At 38.7% G+C, this 17,753-nt stretch carries 17 protein-coding genes; 10 read left to right on the forward strand and 7 right to left on the reverse strand.

The window, feature by feature from the left end:
• The first annotated feature begins 1,065 nt into the window (after positions 1–1,065).
• Positions 1,066–1,194, forward strand: a complete 129-nt coding sequence (locus tag CWB80_RS23135; protein WP_280530088.1) for a hypothetical protein — start codon at positions 1,066–1,068, stop codon at positions 1,192–1,194.
• A 32-nt stretch (positions 1,195–1,226) separates the two neighbouring features.
• The gene (locus tag CWB80_RS22980; protein ID WP_502705014.1) at positions 1,227–1,538 is read left to right on the forward strand and encodes an aminotransferase class V-fold PLP-dependent enzyme; all 312 of its coding nucleotides are present in this window, start codon (positions 1,227–1,229) and stop codon (positions 1,536–1,538) included.
• Between the two features lie 98 nt (positions 1,539–1,636).
• On the opposite strand, the gene CWB80_RS17585 is transcribed toward CWB80_RS22980, so the two are convergent.
• Entirely contained in the window at positions 1,637–1,837 is a 201-nt protein-coding gene (locus CWB80_RS17585; RefSeq protein ID WP_119853812.1) for a helix-turn-helix domain-containing protein, read from the reverse strand.
• A gap of 154 nt (positions 1,838–1,991) precedes the next feature.
• Here CWB80_RS17585 and CWB80_RS22985 point away from each other — a divergent pair, with 154 nt between their 5' ends.
• Genes CWB80_RS22985 through CWB80_RS17605 form a run of 4 tightly spaced genes read left to right on the forward strand, consistent with a single transcriptional unit; the run spans position 1,992 to position 4,864 of the window.
• Positions 1,992–2,231, forward strand: coding sequence for a hypothetical protein (locus CWB80_RS22985; protein ID WP_119853811.1), 240 nt, complete (start codon positions 1,992–1,994; stop codon positions 2,229–2,231).
• Positions 2,224–3,393, forward strand: coding sequence for a site-specific integrase (locus tag CWB80_RS17595; protein WP_119853810.1), 1,170 nt, complete (start codon positions 2,224–2,226; stop codon positions 3,391–3,393). Before CWB80_RS22985 ends, CWB80_RS17595 begins: the two co-directional genes overlap by 8 nt.
• A 33-nt stretch (positions 3,394–3,426) precedes the next feature.
• Positions 3,427–4,356, forward strand: coding sequence for an HD domain-containing protein (locus CWB80_RS17600; RefSeq protein WP_138601145.1), 930 nt, complete (start codon positions 3,427–3,429; stop codon positions 4,354–4,356).
• 1 nt (position 4,357) lies between these two features.
• The gene (locus CWB80_RS17605; RefSeq protein WP_138601142.1) at positions 4,358–4,864 is read left to right on the forward strand and encodes a hypothetical protein; all 507 of its coding nucleotides are present in this window, start codon (positions 4,358–4,360) and stop codon (positions 4,862–4,864) included.
• Positions 4,865–4,957: 93 nt separating this feature from the next.
• Here the strand turns inward: CWB80_RS17605 and CWB80_RS17610 are convergent, their stop codons facing one another.
• The 3 genes from CWB80_RS17610 to CWB80_RS17620 are packed head-to-tail and all read right to left on the reverse strand — an operon-like array spanning position 4,958 to position 10,880.
• A complete protein-coding gene (locus tag CWB80_RS17610) occupies positions 4,958–8,068 on the reverse strand; it encodes a tyrosine-type recombinase/integrase (protein ID WP_119853807.1) in 3,111 nt (1,036 codons plus the stop codon).
• Complete coding sequence (locus CWB80_RS17615) at positions 8,068–10,308, reverse strand: hypothetical protein (RefSeq protein WP_119853806.1); 2,241 nt, start codon at positions 10,306–10,308, stop codon at positions 8,068–8,070. Before CWB80_RS17615 ends, CWB80_RS17610 begins: the two co-directional genes overlap by 1 nt.
• Complete coding sequence (locus CWB80_RS17620) at positions 10,308–10,880, reverse strand: hypothetical protein (RefSeq protein ID WP_119853805.1); 573 nt, start codon at positions 10,878–10,880, stop codon at positions 10,308–10,310. Before CWB80_RS17620 ends, CWB80_RS17615 begins: the two co-directional genes overlap by 1 nt.
• A gap of 334 nt (positions 10,881–11,214) precedes the next feature.
• Here CWB80_RS17620 and CWB80_RS17625 point away from each other — a divergent pair, with 334 nt between their 5' ends.
• A complete protein-coding gene (locus tag CWB80_RS17625; protein ID WP_138601139.1) occupies positions 11,215–11,436 on the forward strand; it encodes a Rho-binding antiterminator in 222 nt (73 codons plus the stop codon).
• On the opposite strand, the gene zntB is transcribed toward CWB80_RS17625, so the two are convergent.
• The gene (zntB, locus tag CWB80_RS17630; RefSeq protein WP_138601136.1) at positions 11,431–12,402 is read right to left on the reverse strand and encodes a zinc transporter ZntB; all 972 of its coding nucleotides are present in this window, start codon (positions 12,400–12,402) and stop codon (positions 11,431–11,433) included. The genes CWB80_RS17625 and zntB overlap by 6 nt on opposite strands.
• Positions 12,403–12,562: 160 nt before the next feature.
• Here zntB and CWB80_RS17635 point away from each other — a divergent pair, with 160 nt between their 5' ends.
• From CWB80_RS17635 to CWB80_RS17645, 3 genes are read left to right on the forward strand one after another with little or no spacing between them, the layout of a single operon-like run.
• Positions 12,563–12,985 carry an ATP-dependent zinc protease family protein gene (locus CWB80_RS17635; protein ID WP_054554208.1) on the forward strand — a complete coding sequence of 141 codons (423 nt, stop codon included), beginning with the start codon at positions 12,563–12,565 and terminating at the stop codon, positions 12,983–12,985.
• 58 nt (positions 12,986–13,043) lie between these two features.
• Positions 13,044–13,949, forward strand: a complete 906-nt coding sequence (rimK, locus tag CWB80_RS17640) for a 30S ribosomal protein S6--L-glutamate ligase (protein WP_054554209.1) — start codon at positions 13,044–13,046, stop codon at positions 13,947–13,949.
• A gap of 38 nt (positions 13,950–13,987) precedes the next feature.
• Positions 13,988–15,046, forward strand: a complete 1,059-nt coding sequence (locus CWB80_RS17645) for a succinylglutamate desuccinylase/aspartoacylase family protein (protein ID WP_138601134.1) — start codon at positions 13,988–13,990, stop codon at positions 15,044–15,046.
• A gap of 341 nt (positions 15,047–15,387) precedes the next feature.
• On the opposite strand, the gene CWB80_RS17655 is transcribed toward CWB80_RS17645, so the two are convergent.
• The gene (locus CWB80_RS17655; RefSeq protein WP_095209703.1) at positions 15,388–15,948 is read right to left on the reverse strand and encodes a mechanosensitive ion channel domain-containing protein; all 561 of its coding nucleotides are present in this window, start codon (positions 15,946–15,948) and stop codon (positions 15,388–15,390) included.
• Positions 15,949–16,012: 64 nt separating this feature from the next.
• On the reverse strand, positions 16,013–17,728 hold the full coding sequence (locus CWB80_RS17660) for a BamA/TamA family outer membrane protein (protein ID WP_138601129.1): 1,716 nt from the start codon (positions 17,726–17,728) through the stop codon (positions 16,013–16,015).
• Positions 17,729–17,753: the final 25 nt, after the last annotated feature.

Here is a 17,753-nt window from a genome sequence, read left to right on the forward strand (position 1 = left end):
AGCTAAAAAAAATAACTATGAGAGAAAATGTGAATCCGATATAACAGTATTTAAGTCTGTTGGCACAGCGTTAAGTGATCTTATAACTGCACATTATATTTATAAGTCATTAAAAAATGAGTAGCTTATTACTTTTATTACTAGGGCTTTGTTTTGTTATGTTGAGCTTACTAACATTTATAAGGTGGCTCAGGATTCGTTATGATAAGCACCATTGGCGAGTTTGTGAAATTGTAAACATTAACAATGTAATTGATAATAACGTGCGCAATTTAGAGCTTTTGCACTACAGGAAGATATTAGTCAGCTATAAATTCAAAGGTAATTTTTATAGTGTTTTTGTTGCTTTTGATCAGCAGCTTATAGCCCAGTTTAAAAATGGGATTGATTGTACAATTTTAATTGATTCTAACAATCCTAATGTCACTTATCTTAATAGTAATTATTGGGTGAAGTACTGTGGAGTTTGGTTTTTTTCGGGCATTATTTTTATAGCTTTAAGTTTCTTAATCCACATCTGAATTGGGTATAATAAGAGAGCAGGTTAAGGTTTTTGCTTAAAGTGTGTAGTTTAGCTTTTTAAAAAATGTATCTTATTTTTTAAAAGTTAAAATAGCTTACGACAACTGGAAAATCTTTTTTCTCATTTAAATATTAGTTGACTATAGTTTTTTCTCAAAGTGGTGATACAAATAAAAGGGAATCATAAGTATTAAATATTTAGGGTATACCTGTAATTAATAATTTAAAGGTTAGGCATATTTTATTCCTATAATCGATTGTCAGGGTATAGGTTTTTACTAAGGCTAAGTTGCAGGTTCGATCCCTGCCGAGAGCGCCATTTGCTCCCCAACCTTTTCTTGATAGTAAATACTAACATTCAAGTAAATGGTGACCTGAGTGTGACCAAGTTAAAAACGTTGACTTAAACTCACCATTAATTTTTAAAAGTGTTAATCTAATACTCTAACTAGCACATTTTACATCTAGCTAAGGAGTTGCATTATGATATACCTAGATTCAGCCGCATCTTACCCACTTCTTTCTGAAGTTAAAGAATAACTAATGCACGCATTTGAAAACTGTTATGCGAATTCTGCCTCTAGTCACCTATTAGGTGAATTAGCCTTAGCCAAGGTCAATGATGTAAGAGAGCTGCTAGCTGATGAAATAGGGGCTTTCCAAGTGAAATAGTTTTCACCAGTGGTGCAACAGAATCAAACAATATAGCTTTTAAAAGTTTATTGCTTGGAGATGAAAACCTAAAAACTAAAAAACACATTGTGATTTCATCAATAGAGCACAAATGTATTTTTGCAATCTGCGATTACTTCCAAAAACTAGGTTATGACATTTCACTTGTCAAACCAAATGCTAATGGGGTGATCACAGCTGAAAATGTTAAAGCAGTAATAAAAGAAGGTACAGCTCTTGTATCTATAATGCATGTATATAATAAAAATAAGCGCGACCGCGTTTTTCAAATTTTAGCAAACCTCGCTCGCGGCGGTGCATTAATTCGCAAGCACTTATTTTAAGGTGCTTCATCGCTTCTTTGCTGCTAAGCCAAACACCTTTTGAGAATTTAGCGCTATGTTACTTGAGAGATCCCCTTCAGCTTTTCGGTACTCAGGTATCAATCAATTTTCTCCAAAAGCTGGCCAACCTCACAATCGAAAAGTTCACAGAGTTTATCAATAGCTTCTAAATCAATACGTTGTGCTGTTTCTTTGTAAAGAAGAGTTATTGTATTTCTATGTAGCCCCGTTTCTCTGGCAACATCCATAACTTTCATTTTCCTTTCGCCCATTAGGCGAGCTAAGTTACATCTAATCACACCATTTAACCTCTAAAGTAACTTTTTGTCACCTAAAATGACAAAAAGTCATTGGCAAATGCATCTGCGGGTGCATAATGTTATTCAGGATGACAAAAAGGTTTTCTGAATTAACCTTTGTCATTTATATTAGCATGACAATTAGGTGAATACTATGCAATCAACATCTACTTATTTAACTACATCAGAGTTATCAAAACTTATTAAATATGACTGTCGAACTATTCGAGAGCAATTGAAAGATTCGGTATTGCTGGAGGGGGTTCATTACATACGCCCATTTGGAGGGCGAAAGATCCTATACGACTGGGGGGCTATACAGCGTGATATGTGTAAATTTTCTTTACAAGCTATGGCAATTCCAATGTCAAATGGAGGTATTTGTCATGGGTAGTATTAATTCACGTGGCTCAGGAAAATTGTACCTCGATTTCAGGTATAGAAATCAAAGATGTCGAGAGCAAACTGAGTTAAAAGACACACCTGCAAATAGAAAAAAGCTTCAAAAGTTACTCGATAAAATTGAGGCTGAGATTTTATTAGGGTGCTTTGATTACGCGAAAACGTTTCCTAATAGTTCTCGATTAAAAAAGATCAAGTATGCAGAAGAGGTTTTAAAAAACTCTGATGCTAGCTTTCCAATATTTAAGGACTTTGCTGAACTTTGGTTTACTGAAATGCAAGTTCAATGGCGGAAAAGTTATATCGCAACGATTCGAAATATATTGTTTAACAGGTTGATACCGTTTTTTGGAGAGATGCCAATAAATGAAATATCAAAATCACAGTTACTCAATTTTAGAGTGCAGTTAACACAATTGAAAAAAAATGGCGGTGGTTTGTTCTCTCCAAATCATATAAATCGGCATATGAAAGTTATGAGGTCGATTTTGCAAGAAGCAGCGGATCGATATGATTTTATAACTCCTTACAAAGGTATAAAGCCATTGAAAGGGCCTAAGCATCATATAAAGCCTTTATCTACGAATGAAATTGCGTTGATCCTCGAGAATGTACGTGAAGACTTTAAAGAGTATTTTACAGTTAGAATTTTTACGGGTATGCGTACTGCAGAAATTGATGGCCTTAAGTGGAAATTTGTTGATTTTGAGCAGCGTGTTATTTTAATTCGAGAAACATTAGTTTCTGGTCGTGAAGAGTATACGAAAAATGACTTCAGTCAGCGTGAAATTCAAATGAGTGATGTAGTGCTTCGAGCAATGATGAGTATGAAAAAACGAACAGGGCATCTTAAATATGTTTTTTGTGACAAGAATGGAAAACCTCTCGATCATAATTGGGTAACAAAAAGTGTGTGGTACCCATTGCTTAGGCGGTTAGGAATTGAAAGAAGGGTTCCCTATCAAATGAGGCACACCGCAGCAACTTTGTGGTTAGCTTCAGGTGAGAGCCCTGAGTGGATAGCTAATCAAATGGGGCATGCAAATACTGAGATGCTATTCCGTACATATAGCAGGTATGTCCCAAATTTAACTAGGAAAGACGGTTCTGCAGCTGATGGTTTCTTCAGCAAAATTTTAAAGCCAAGCCGATAAAGCTATACTTTTTATTACTTCAGGAATTTGATTATGAAAACTTTTGAAATTGACTCTATACAGCCATTACTATCTGATGTTATTGAATTTAAAAGATTTATGGGTCGTTACTATTTAAGTAATATAACTATAAAGGAAGACTCCATTGGCCAAAAATGTTGGGTTCTGACTTTATCTGATGGCACCGGTGATTTTAATGTTTATTGTAACTCTCAAGAGTTGATGAGTATTGAACTTAAGTCCCATAGCATAGTGCATGTTGAAGCTGCTCTTTTACAGACTCATGGTAGTGCTTACTTTAAGTGTAAGAATTTATTGGAATGTAACCATTCACATAAGCTTGGAGAAGATCTGTCAAATCTACCAAGATCGCAATGTCCTTTGCCAAAGTACTTTGACGCTCTCATCGTTCTCGTAAGCCGTGTACAAAACCCATATCTAAGATCCTTTATTAGGTCTGTATTGTTACAAAAGTCAGTGGGAGTAAGGTATCTGCAGTGCCCTGCGAGTCTTAATTATCATCATAATTATCCTGGTGGATTATTGAGACATTCTGTTGAAATAGCATGGGATATTTTGGGAGTAGGTGACTTAAATTCGCATGAAAAAGATATCGCTGTTGTTGCCGCGTTATTACATGATATTGGTAAAACGCTTACTTTAACGTCATCAATGCGAAGAACAGAAATCGGTAAGTTAGTGGATCACAGTCAGTTAACTCTTGAAGTTTGCTCTAATGAACTTAAGAAGCTGGAAAGCTTGGCTCCAAATGTTGCGAACCATCTGAGGCATGCATGGACTTGTTATTCACCCAAAGCTAGGTATGGCTTCAAACCTAAAACTCAGGTTGCAAAGTATTTACAAAAAGTTGATAGAATGAATGCTGAAAATGACTATGGAGAGGGATTCATTCCACAATTTTCGAACGTTACAGAAGTGCTACGTGAAACGGTTGGAGGTTAGAATGAACTTGATTAATTGTGATTTTCAAAAAGTGGCAGGTTCTAAGTTGTTAAAAGCATTAAAAAAAGAGCTTTATTTGAATGTAGGTGAGCCATTTACCCAGTTAATGGTAAGACCGCAAAAGACTTTTGAAGGCTATCAGTTAGATCCTGCTACTCATGCAAAGGCACAGGCTGTTCTACAGTACTTTAGCTCTTTTGGTTGTCCTATCAGTATGTTGAGGCTGGGGCGCTCTCTATCTCCTATGAATAAATTTGCAGGGTCTATACTTTCAGATGAGTTTGCTCAAACATATTTAATTTATGGTTTTCGAGTTATGCATATGTTTAAAAGTGACTTTACTGTGAGAGATAAACTAGTTGCTTACATAGCAAGCGTAGAGTTTAGGCAATCGTCGGAGTTACTTCTTCATTATATTCAAGATAAAAAGTTAGATGCTGAGGCTGAAGTCGTAGGGCTCGCGTTAACTGGTATGGCAAGAGATGGACCAAGTATATTAAAGTTTTGATATGTAGTACAAATAATGCAAATTTTTGATGAAAACTTGTACTGCACTATTTATTTTATCGCCAAAATAAAAAAGATTATTTTATAACTCCAATCAAATCATTATCCTGAGCAAATGAAATATATAAGTGAGTACATTGGTGCTGTACTGATTTACTTTATGTTTTTTTATGAGCTTATCTTCTGATGGGTGCGATAATGTTAAAATCAATTTCCCCTCCGGATACCTTGCTTTCCCTATTACTCTGTTGGTATCCAACATGATTGGGATTTGGTGGCTTTTTGCTTTCCATTTTTTTAGCAACTCAGAAGTTTTTTTACTTTTTGCAGGTGATAATTTTAATCGCCAACGGTTTTTCGGGAAAATTTGAACTAAAATGTCAAGATAGCGCTCTAGCTCTTCAGGGGATGAAAAAATAATACCTGGTTTTGAAGTATTGGTATTGTTAATAAAATAATTGATACACCAATTGATCTTACTTTTATTCTGCTTAAAAATAGATCTGAGTTTTGCAATAGCTAAGTCTGCTTCTAACAGTTCCTCATTAGATTGAGGTGTTGATGGGGCTAAAGGTTCACCTATTGGTGTTTCGGCTTTGTACCGGGAAAATATCCGAGATTTATTCTTTGACGTTATTAGATTAGAGGTGTCTTTTGCTTTAATTATCCACCGACTAATGAGCTCTTCATCAAGGTTAAATCTAAACACCAACTCATTTATGGTTGCTTTTTTTTCTGCCGCTTGCAGCACAGCGAGACATATCTCGGCAGATGGTGCCTGTCGGTCTCGTAGATAAACATCCTTTTCGATTTGACTATTGTGTTTGTCGTTTAAACTCCTCTCAGGAAGGAGAATTTTTTGACTATATTTTTCTAGCCTCCTATGTAAGGTAGTTGCAAAAAAATTGATTTCTATGTGTTTTTCCGGCACATCTTTATCACCTATTGTGCGGCTGATAATGTTGCTCGAAAGACCTGAAATTTGTTTAAATAAATTAATAGATAAAAGGTGTTGGGTGTCTTTTAATTTATTGGACGCTATGCGATCTGTAAAGTGCAGGTAATTGTTGAATGTTGTTTCTGGTGTTAAGTGCCCAGCAAAACCAGCTAAAGCCCAGTAAATGTCTCGCTTAACTTCATGGTTGTCAAAACCACCTAGTGCTCTTTTTATTTCTCTAATTTGATCTTCAGGGTAGCTGATGACTTCTTTAATTAATTCTTTATCATTTTCCAAGATGATTTGGAGCCTGGAAAGGGTGGTATGGCGAAAATGATGAAAGATAAATGGGAAATCAGTAATTTTTGACAATAGCATCTTTGCTAATGTGCTGACGTAGTTACCATCCAAAGGAATATGGACACTTTGCTCATGAGAAAACAGCAGGGTTTGACTGCTATTATCAAGCGATTTTTTATAAGCTAAATAGTCTTCAAAGAGTTTGGACTCCTCCATTTTCATAAGTACTGACAGCGGAACTTTTCGCAGAGCACTAGAGGATTTGTTATTACCATACCTGTTATTGCGAACAAATAACCAGCGATCAGGTGAAGACTCAACATCTTGAAGTCTAAGTTTTAGTAACTCACCACGCCTCAGTCCGCAGCGAAATGCGATTACATACAAGCACTGGAGCATTTGCTTTCTTCTATAGGTTGCTGACATTTTTCCAATAGATTGCATAAAGACTTCAAATGCTTGCTCGGGTATAAAGGCAGCTTTGATAAATGAATGACTCTTTGAGGTTGCATCAGCTAAAGAGCTCGTTAATAGCGGCAGATCATGATTACGACTAAGATACAAATGAAATTGATTAAACCTGCCAGCCATATAATGGCGGTTTTTTTCACTGAGTTGGATATCTAGAATATCGCGGTAAAGGGATTCAAAATCTTCGGAATCCAAATCGTCTATATCGATAGTTGCAGTTACTGCCAGCCATGGTTTACCAATTGCGGAGAAATAGCGTGAAACGGTTGAAACTTTTTTGTTTTCAGCAAGCAAACTGATAAACCACTCAATAAGCATGGACAGTGGTTTTGGGTGTTGATTTGACTCCAGTTTTTGAAGCTGAGCTATTGCAGCTTTAGGTGTATTTTTATTTGAGCCTTTTTGTATAGGTGATAGGCAAGATCTGATCATTGTAACAACGCGTTCATAATTGCTTACCAGAACTGTATGGTTACGGGATTGAGGCGTTTTGTTTGCGGCAGGAATACGAGTTAATTCATCTAGGACATTATTGATGACAGTAAAGGAAGGTCGTGCAACAAGTATGTTATGGTTTAACTGAGGTAATGAGGCGGAGGGAACTTTACCAACCAGATATTGAACCATTGCTTGATTTAATCTTACACAGTTTAACTGCTCAGTAACGCCGACCGCAGACTCAGCAAACTGCCGCATGCTTTTTACAGTCTTTTTGATAGACGGGTCTATGTGTGTAAGTTGATCTTTGACTAACTGCCAAGCCGTAGGTACTTCATCAGCTTTAATGGAGTTTCTTAGGCTTAGAAAATGGTTTATCCAGGCAAGCGTTAAATTGTCAGGATACCAACGACGTAAAGTGATGGGTTGTTCATTTAGAAAAGCATTATGCGCCTGAGCTTTGGCGTTAAATGTTAAGTCGAGCCAGATAGTTTCTGCCGTTTGAGTAAGCGGTTTATTATCTTCAAGCAGCTGTTTTCTTAGTGATACAAGCGCTTCAGCAATACACACGCCTCCAAAAATAGCGGCCGAGATTAAAGTATTAGCGAGTACCTGCTCTGATGTAATTGCCTTTTCAGTGGCACTTCTTTTTTCTAACGTATCAAACCATTGTTCTACCCATTGGTTTAATGATTTGCTGCGTTTAAACCACTTTTCAGTCCTTAATGGTTTTTCTCTTTGAACCCTTTGTATATAGGGTGGGACATCCAATAACCATTTTTCATTTTTATTACCATCATTAATGAATTTGGCAAGGTAATTTCGGGCAATTCTAAGATCAGTTATCGATGTGTTATCTACTTCAATTTTTTGTAATAATTTGACTATCTGCCTTTTGTAGCGTTCTGAACTTATATTTACATGCGATTTAGTCAACTCTGGTAGCAAATCGGCAATAAGATAATGAGTATGTTTTTCTATCGCTTGTTGGTGTTTTTTTCTTTTGTGAGCTCGTTCTTTGGCGCCAAATAATGTTTTTTTCTCATTTGCTTCCGTCATTATTGAGAACTCCAGGGGGCTTGCGCTTTAATTTTGAGTTCATCAACCAAAAGTGTATTAATAACTGTTGCGATGTCCTTCAAATCAGCCATGCAAATTCCGCTGTATCTGCTGAGCGCATCCCCACAGCTACTGATGTGCCCCATCCACCCATCCACTAAATGGCCATGGATACGGTTCTTACGCAGCCAGGTACGCATGAAATGTCGGTGCCAATTAAGCTTTAAAGGCAAAATATCTCTACTGTAAACCTCTAAGTTTGCAGGGGTGACGGCTATAAAATTCAAATCATTTAAAAAGAAAAATAACGGGCCCTCAGCTGTGAGAGCATTTTGAATTTGTTTACCTGTTTCGATTTTAATGTTCGTGATAAATGACAGGATATTGGTTAGGTGCGCCTTATAAAAGAGTAACTGGTCAATGGCAATTTTCGGTAATGCGACAACCCTAGCAGAAAGTGAGCTCCTTACTTCTTTATCGGATATATACAAGGTACCGGCATTGAAATCGAAGCAGTTTAGGGTTTCATAGGGGTGCCTGACGGGTCTGTGTCCAGTGGATAGATTAAGCATATATAGGATATATATGGTGTAAATATTATGAAATTCTTCTAGGGCGCTCCATTTCATATTTCTAAGTACCGATAAACGGTCGTGAAGTAGCGCAAACATCTTTGCTAATGTATCAGATTTAACTTGTAGCTGACTGCCAACAGTTATCTCTGTTGGTTGGTTTATTTCATTCGCAAATAATTGATTGGTATTTACCAATACATTTTTTACAAATTTCTGGTGAAGTTGGAGCAACTGTCCCACGTTGACTTGGTAGTATGAGCACCCAGGCTCTTGCTGGATACTTTTCCCTAATAGCAAAGCGATTTCTGTTGCATCAACACCTTTGCTGTTCATAAAATAGGAAAGATAGTTAATAATTCGTGGAAGTGTCAGCCTAGTATGCTTTTCTTTATTTATTGTATCGATAATACATTGCACAGAATCTTTAATTTGAATTAGATCTATTGTGGTTGTTAGTAATTTTGATAAGGCCGAGGTTAACTGTTTCGGCAAGCTCATAATCACTTTCCCGATAGAACGATTTAGCAAGGTTTCAAGAGGTGTATCAACTTTATGTTCAGGTAAGCTCGGTTTATATAACCATACAGGTTGGTTTTTAAATGGACCATTATCTTTAATAACGAGTGAATGATTGTTATATTTAATCTCTTCAAGATTCTTACCAATTAGCAAACAAGTCAGAAGGTAAGCGCAATTATCATCAGCCTCTACATAGTTCATGCAGTGCTCTACCAAGCAGGTTATTTCAAATCGCGTGAGTTGCCTATACTCACAAGTAAGTTGTTTTTCTCGCCTGAAAATGTTGTTTGCTGCAGCTTTAGCCAGTTGGTTCTGAAGTGATAAAGAATGCATTACTTCATCAGGTGCAATTAAGTTGATTGCAAAAAATCGCTTTGCCGACTGCTGATCTGCTATGTGCTCCAAGTCGTCGATATTGATATCATTCTCGTCATTTTCCAAAGGATATATTGTAAATTCGGTTAGGTTATCTTCATCTTTATCACTCATATAAGCTGGTTCAGCGGGCGCATAATCAGGTCTTTTCGGGTTTGACCCTGTACCAGATTTACGTTTTACGTTTCGCGGATAATAACGTGGCGCCTTATTGTGATAGTTTTTTAACAATGCAATAATCGAAGTTAAGTGATGACTCCCATAGCGACCTTTATTTTTAAGGAGCATTAGTTCTTTTATGAGACTACTATTATCAAGAGCGAAATCTGGCAACTCAGGTAATAGACTTGCACAAAACCTGTCGGTAAATAGAAGCCGAATAGCATCTAGTGCTCTTTTAATAACACCATAGTAATTATCAAGCTTAATAAGGGTGGAGGCAGCCAATATTATTTTTGCCTGAATAATTAGTCCTTTTGTGAACTCATCACTTGTTAGCGCATAGGTCGATAGGATAAAGGCATTGCAAGCTTGTTCTTTAAGTAGACCACTTTTTTTTATTTCAGAAAAAATGGCTTCTAATGTGCCTTTATCTTGCAAACTTACTGTTAGGTCATTAGGTAACTCAAGAGCTTGGATTTCGTCATCATACACATTTGGTGAAATCTGTTGGATTGTTTTGATTGTCATCCCAACCTGTTGTATGAGTATTTTTTTTGTGTACTCAGGCCTATCAGTCTTTGGCTCTTCTAGTAGTAAATAAATTGACATTAATTACTCCTTAAGAGCTCATTTAATACAGATTTATGCTCTGTTTCAGTTTTAGTAATTTTTGTTTTTCTTAATTGGTTGCGGATCGCAGAACGAGATTCATTTGTTAGGTTGGAAACTGTTTTCAAAGCAGAAGATGAATAAGAGCCGTTTAGGAGTTGCTTCTTTATGTTCGAGGGTATCTTATCAAGCAGTTCAGTTAGTTGAGCAAGATTGCTACTTCGATGGAGATCGCTGGAATGTTTACATAACTGATAAGCCCAAGCAGTTTTCACTATTTCGCCGCTTGGAATATGTTTATGAATAATTATGCTTATGTCTTGCAATTGTCTGATTTTACATTCATCAAGCCACTGCCAACCTGCGAAAAACTCGAACGAATTGTTGGGGGCCTCAATAACGTGAACAGGTTCTAATGTTTGAGATAGTATGATAAATTCTTGCGGCAGTAGCCTGTTGCTAATCTGGTGCCTCAGATCTTTACTTAATGCGTACGCTGGCCGAGCTAATTCATGACACGAAAGACTGCAGTGCCTTAAACTGATTGACCTAATTTTTTTAGTAACTGCCATGGCCTACCCTTTGCCCTAATCCATATTTTATTGTGCTTTTTATTTTAGTGATGGTCAAATTTGGTCATATAGCGACCAGTTATTTGATTGGGATTGTGACTTGACTGTGACTATAGTTCTAAATTGGCGTTAAACGACTCTTGAATGTTTTATTAATATTGTACAATGAATCAATGGATTACAAACAAAACCACTTAACACCTAATAATAATATTTAGCGATGCCACTCTCCGGAGGCTAAGTTGCAGGTTCGATCCCTGCCGAGAGCGCCATTTGCTCTTCACTTTAATATCTTCTAAGCTCGATTTATTCCTTCAGCAATCTCAAAAAGCTAATGACTTATCAACCTATCGCCTGTGGCGACTACGATAAATATGAATTATGGTGCATGCATAACTCTTTATTACGCATTACCTTAGAATCTGGTGAGCAGTTAGAAGGAAAAGCTGAGACCCTCAAAATACTCAACTCCGATGGCGAGCACCTGATTTTGGCAACAAAAAAAGGCGAACATGCCATCCGCCTTGATTTAATTAAAAAGGTTGTCGAGCTATAGCCATTTTTTATTTTTAAAGTAAATGCCAATCCCAACGGTTAGCACCACCAAGAAAATAATAAACAAGCTAAATGCGTAAGGGCTTTCAGTGCCCGGAATACCGCCTACGTTTACACCTAATAAGCCTGTTAAGAAGCCAAGTGGTAAAAACAATGCAGCAACCACCGACATCACATACATGCGCTGATTTAGTTGCTCAGATACTTGGCTAGTAATTGCTTGTTGAATAATTTGCGCGCGTTCAATTGAGCTATCTAGCTCTTCTAAGTAACGGATCAACATATTAGTTGTTTCGTTTAAGCGTGCCTTATCGTCTTCATCTAACCACTTATACTTGTTGTTTAACAAAGTAATAAGTGCTTCTTTTTGTGGCCGTAGATAACGTTTTAACGCGATTGTCTGGCGGCGAATTTGTGCTAATGATTGATGATCAAAGCCTTTGTTTGGTTCATCAATTTCATCTTCAAATCCATCGAGTGTGTCATCTAAATTGTCGATAACAGCTTGCATACGCGAGGTTAGGTTTTGCGCTAATTGGCACACTAACTCAGAAATTGTGCAAGGACCATTGCTGCCATCGAACGATTCAACAATATCTTGCACCGATAATAAACGGCGCTTACGGGTTGTGACCACAATGCTTTCGTTAATAAACAAGCGTAGCGAGACCATGTCTTCTGGACTTTGCGCTGGGTTTAAGTTAACTCCACGTAAAAACAGCATATTACCATTAGTGACTTTACTTAAACGCGGGCGTGTTTCATCGGCAATAAGCGACTCAAGTTCGTAATCAGTTAATAAATTACTTTGCTCAAGCCATTCAACGGCTTCAGCTTGACTGTAGTCCATGTGCACCCAAAGTTTTCCGTGTTCGGGTTGCCAATTTTGCAGCTCAGTACTATTTTCAATAGCACGTGCACCGCCTTGTTCGTCTAAGATTAAGACATGAAGTAACCCATTGATCATATTGAACTCTCGTTTTACAAATAGTGCGATATAGTTGAGTATATACATTAGTATAGTCAAGACTATATTAATGAAATCGATTTATCGAGGGGATAAATATATTTCGTTGGTGTTTCTAGCTCTGTAGCGTATAAGACACTTTTTTATAGAGGGCACATTAATGAGCGCAAAAATTATTGTTGGCTGGCGAGAATGGCTTGGCCTGCCTGAACTGGGAATAGAAAAAATCAAAGCAAAAGTTGATACCGGAGCAAGAACTTCATGTATTCATGCTTTTGACATTGAGGAATTTTCAGAAAATGGCGAAGCATGGGTGAAATTTACTACCCATCCTCTACAAGACGATGTAGAAACAACGGTAGAGTGTCGCGCCAAAGTAGTTGAGCGTAAGTATGTGACCAGTTCAAGCGGTCAGCGTGAGCTACGCTACTTTATTGAAACAAAATTAGTCGCAGGAACCCAAAGCTGGCCTGTAAGGGTGACTTTAAGTAACCGTTCAACAATGAAGTTTAGAATGTTGTTAGGGCGTACAGCAATGGAAAATCGCATAGTCGTTGATCCGGCTTTATCTCATTTATTATAGGAAAAGGACTTATCACACGTTGTTACGTGTATGAGTTTATCAGTTAAGGTTTTTAACTATGAAACTTGGTATTTTATCTCGCAACCAAAATTTATATTCAACACGTCGCTTAATTGAAGCAGCAGAGCAACGTGGTCACGAAGTGAAAGTAATTGATGCACTTCGTTGTTATATGAACATCAATTCAGAGCAGCCTGAAATCCATTACCGCGGTGAAAATTTAAAAGATTTTGACGCTATCGTACCGCGTATTGGTTCATCAGTGACCTTTTATGGCTGTGCGGTATTACGTCAGTTTGAAATGATGGGGGTATTCCCTGTCAATGAATCAGTGGCGATCACTCGCTCGCGCGATAAGTTACGTTCATTACAGCTACTTTCACGTAAAGGTGTGGGTATGCCAGTAACAGGCTTTGCAAGTAAACCTGATGATGTAAAAGATTTATTAAGCATGGTGGGTGGCACACCAGTGGTTATTAAGCTACTTGAAGGTACCCAAGGTATTGGTGTGGTATTAGCTGAAACACGTAAAGCTGCAGAAAGTGTAATTGAAGCGTTTATGGGCTTAAAAGCCAATATTATGGTGCAAGAGTACATCAAAGAAGCCGGTGGTGCGGACATTCGTTGTTTCGTTTTAGGAGACAAAGTAATTGCTGCTATGAAGCGTCAAGCGCAAGAAGGTGAGTTCCGCTCTAATTTACACCGTGGTGGTAGCGCGACGTTGGTTCGCATTACTCCTGAAGAAAGAAGAACAGCGGTTGCAGCTGCTAAAGCAATGGGCTTAAACGTGGCAGGTGTTGATTTACTTCGCTCTGCACGTGGACCATTGGTGATGGAGGTTAACTCATCACCAGGCCTTGAAGGTATTGAAGTGGCAACTGGTAAAGATATTGCTGGCATGATCGTTGAGTTTATTGAAAAAACAGCGGCATCAAAAAGAACAGCAACGCGTGGTAAAGGCTAGGTCTTTTGGTATAAGCGCTCTATTAAAAGGAAAAGTGCGTGGCTAAGGTTAAGAAAAATACACCGTTTTCAATTTTAGGCGATACGGTTGGTGTTGGCGAACGTAAAACATTTGCGATTGAAGCTGCCAAGCTTTACACCCACTCGCCGTTAAATATTCCAATTGAAGTCGTCAATGGTGTGCAGCAAGGGCCTGTATTAATGGTATGTGCTGCAATTCACGGTGATGAGCTCAATGGTGTTGAGGTTGTTAGGCAGCTGCTTGCTAAAATCGATCCAGAGCAATTGCGCGGTACTATTATTGCGGTACCGATTGTGAATGTGTTTGGCTTTATTCACAAGTCACGCTATTTACCAGACCGCCGTGACATGAACCGCAGTTTTCCGGGCTCAACACGAGGCTCGTTAGCAGGGCGAATGGCGAATGCGTTTTTTACTCAGGTGGCAATGCATTGTACGCATATTATTGATTTGCACACAGGTGCAATTCACCGAACTAACTTGCCACAAATTCGTGCCAATTTGAGCGACCCTGCAACGGCGGCTATGGCAAAAGCGTTTGGTACTCCAGCGGTGATTGACGCGTCACTTCGTAATGGCTCATTGCGCAGTGAAGCGGCCAATTTAGGAATACCCGTTATTACCTATGAAGCCGGCGAAGCGCTACGCTTTGACCCAATAGCCATTGCAGCTGGTGTGCAAGGTGTTGACTATGTCATGCGCCATTTAAAAATGGTGCGTGGCAAGCGTGCTAAAAAGCTACCAGAGCCGATTATTGCAAGCTCGACGAGTTGGGTACGCGCTGAAGTTGACGGTATTGTTCGTGCACAAGTGTCACTCGGTGAGCGAGTAATGAAAGGGCAGGTTCTAGCTTATATTAGCAGCCCTCTTGGTGATGCTGAGCTTGAGTTACTAGCGCCACGCAGCGGTATTGTCATTGGTCAACAAACCATGCCGCTTGTAAACGAGGGGGATGCCGTATTCCATCTTGCTTACTTTGCTCACGCAAACAGCTTAGTTGAACAACAGCTCGAAAACTTTATTGATGAAATAAGTGATATTGAAGACGAGTTAAAAACCGCAGAATTAAATAACTAATACCCTATTCTGTAATTCAAAAAGCCAAACTACCTGTTTGGCTTTTTTGTATCCGCCTGCCCCCATCTAATACTTGACCTTAGAGCAAGTACAAGGTTTATAGTTTTTTTACTTACTTAATTGTCGTAAGAATGACTAAAGGATCAAAGATGAAAATTTTTCTATTTTATACAGGCTTATGCACGCTTGCTATTTCACTTACGCACGGCTTTTTTACTGAGCAAAGTGTTGTTCACATTGTGTTATTTCACCCTTTAGTCATTTTATTTAGTTTTATATTAATCGCCTATGGAAGCAGAAAAAAACACCTCTTTAGCAAGCATCTCGTTAACTTTAAGTCGTTACTTTTTTGGACCTAAAATACGTTTTATGGTTGGCGCTTTGGTTGCCGTAGGTGGGTTTTTTAGGACCATCACAGGGCGGGTAACAAAGATGTTGTTTGGGTAAATCACTTTGTGACCATCAACGTGTTCAAGTACCACGTTCATTAGTCCCATTTCGATAATGCGGCCTTCTAAGAAGTTTGCACCATCAATTACTCTCACCCAAAAGCCAACGCGGCAGTCGTTTTGAATAAACATCAACAAGAAGGCTGTTAGGTTACTTAGTAACGACCAGGCTGCAAAAAGCGCGACACCTAGCATGGCAAAAATGGATGAGCCAAGTACTAGTAAGCCGCGTAGCTCTATACCCCAAAAAACCAATACTAAACACAGCATGACAATGGCAAGAATGATATTGAGCAACAGCTCAGCACGGTATTCACGATGCGGATCAGCTTTGCCTTTAATTGCTTTTAACAGCAGTTTTTTGGTGGTTTTACGAAGCAGCGGGTAAAGCAAAACCGCGATAACAGTCACGATTAAATGATATTGCTCGTTAAAGAATTCGACGAAGTCCAAAAGGGTTCCTAAGTTAATATTTTACGTTTCGATTTTAGCTTTTTAGCTAAACAATAACACTACTTTAAAAGGTATTTTTAACCGTTACTAGCCACTGCACAGAGTCGATATCATCATCTTGTTTGTTAATTGGTGCGGCAATATCTAGGTGAATTACCGTACCGGCATTGGCACGGCTTGGCGCTAAGCGAAGGCCCACTCCCACATTTTGCAGCACGTTACCGTTATCGCCATTATCTTTGTTGTTATACCAAGCTCTACCAATATCATAAAACGCGGCACCACCCACTTTAAACAATTGCAGTAAGTCATATTCCCAGTAGTAGCGCTTCTCTAAAGTCACTAAAAAGCTGCGGTCGCCAACTTGGTAGTCAAGCGGGTATCCACGCAGGCCATTCTCCCCACCAATCGTGAGTTGCTTATCAGCAGTGAGATTTTCTGCATATTGTAGGCGGGCTTTGGCATACCAGCTTTGTCTTAGTGTGGTATTGAGGTAATACTGTAACTGCGTGCTGGCAAACAGGTTTTCGACGTCATCGGTTTCTTCATTCCAGTAGCCATCTAGGTCTGCTTTAAAGCGCCACAATTGGTTGTCTCCAGAGTAATGCGCCTTTGATAAAGATAACGAATAAATAGTACGGCTGGCATCGTCGCTAAAGTCTTTACTCGAATAACCGAGTAAGGCGTGGATATTCCAACCAAGGTTTAAATCTTCAGTACGGTAGATGCTATCGAAATTTCTTACCTTAACGTAGTGATCTTCAAACCATTGACCACTAACGTAAGGGTAACTCAGCGTTCTATCTTCAGCGATAGGTAAATTCGTTAATGATATGGCCTTGAAAGTATCTTTACGATTTTCTACCCCGAGTTTGATACGCTGAGTCCAGCTATTGCCAAGTTGTGATGAGTGACCAAAGTAAGCACGGTTTAAAATGGTCTTTTGCTCAAATTCGCTAACTACATCGCCGCGATAGTAAAGTGACTCTCGGCGTTGATCAGAGTAACTTGTCACACCGTAGCTGTAGGGCGTATCAATCGAGAAAAACGGATAGCTTACATCGAGATAATGACGTTTACCGTCATCGTTGTCTGAGTATTCTAAACGGCCTTGATAACGGCTAGAGAATATATGTGGATCGTCATACACAAATAGGTAACCAGTGCGATCAGCATCACGGGTGCGGCTAAATGACACTCGTTTACCCCAGCCTAAAAAGTTTGACTCGCGAAAGCCGATACTCGACTCATTCTCACCGCCGCTACGGCTAAAGCTTATTTCTGGTAATAAAGTCCACAGATCGCGCGTAATTACTTTTACATGGACGTTGCCATCACAATCGAGCTTTGCGTTGATACGTGCATCATATAAATAGCCTTGTTTACGCAGTAACCGCTCTGACTCTAGTAATTTACGTGGATTATAAACATCACCTTCTTCGAACAATAAAACGCTGTGTATTACCTCTGGCTCAGTCGTCATGTGAGCGCGATTGGCAAACCGGAATAAAAAGTTATTTTCTTCTTCTAGCTCAGTGTTAAAGACGTTTAGCTGTTCAAGTTCAATGGCGACTATTTTACGGTTATTAGCAGCATCGGGGAGTGGATTGTCTGCATCGAGTTGGCGGCGTAAGTTATTATCTTGCGATTTAAGCGTGCGCTGGTTTTGACAATAATTATTATCGTCAGTTAATAGCTGCTCTGCATGAACATTGGCTGCTATACAGATTGGTAATAGTGTTATTAGCCTAGCAACAAAGTGCGACTGCTTAAATCCCATTTACACCCTTAGTTGAGTATGTCCT

This window comes from Pseudoalteromonas sp. S1650 (assembly GCF_005887195.1).
In the GTDB taxonomy this organism is placed as follows: domain Bacteria; phylum Pseudomonadota; class Gammaproteobacteria; order Enterobacterales; family Alteromonadaceae; genus Pseudoalteromonas; species Pseudoalteromonas simplex.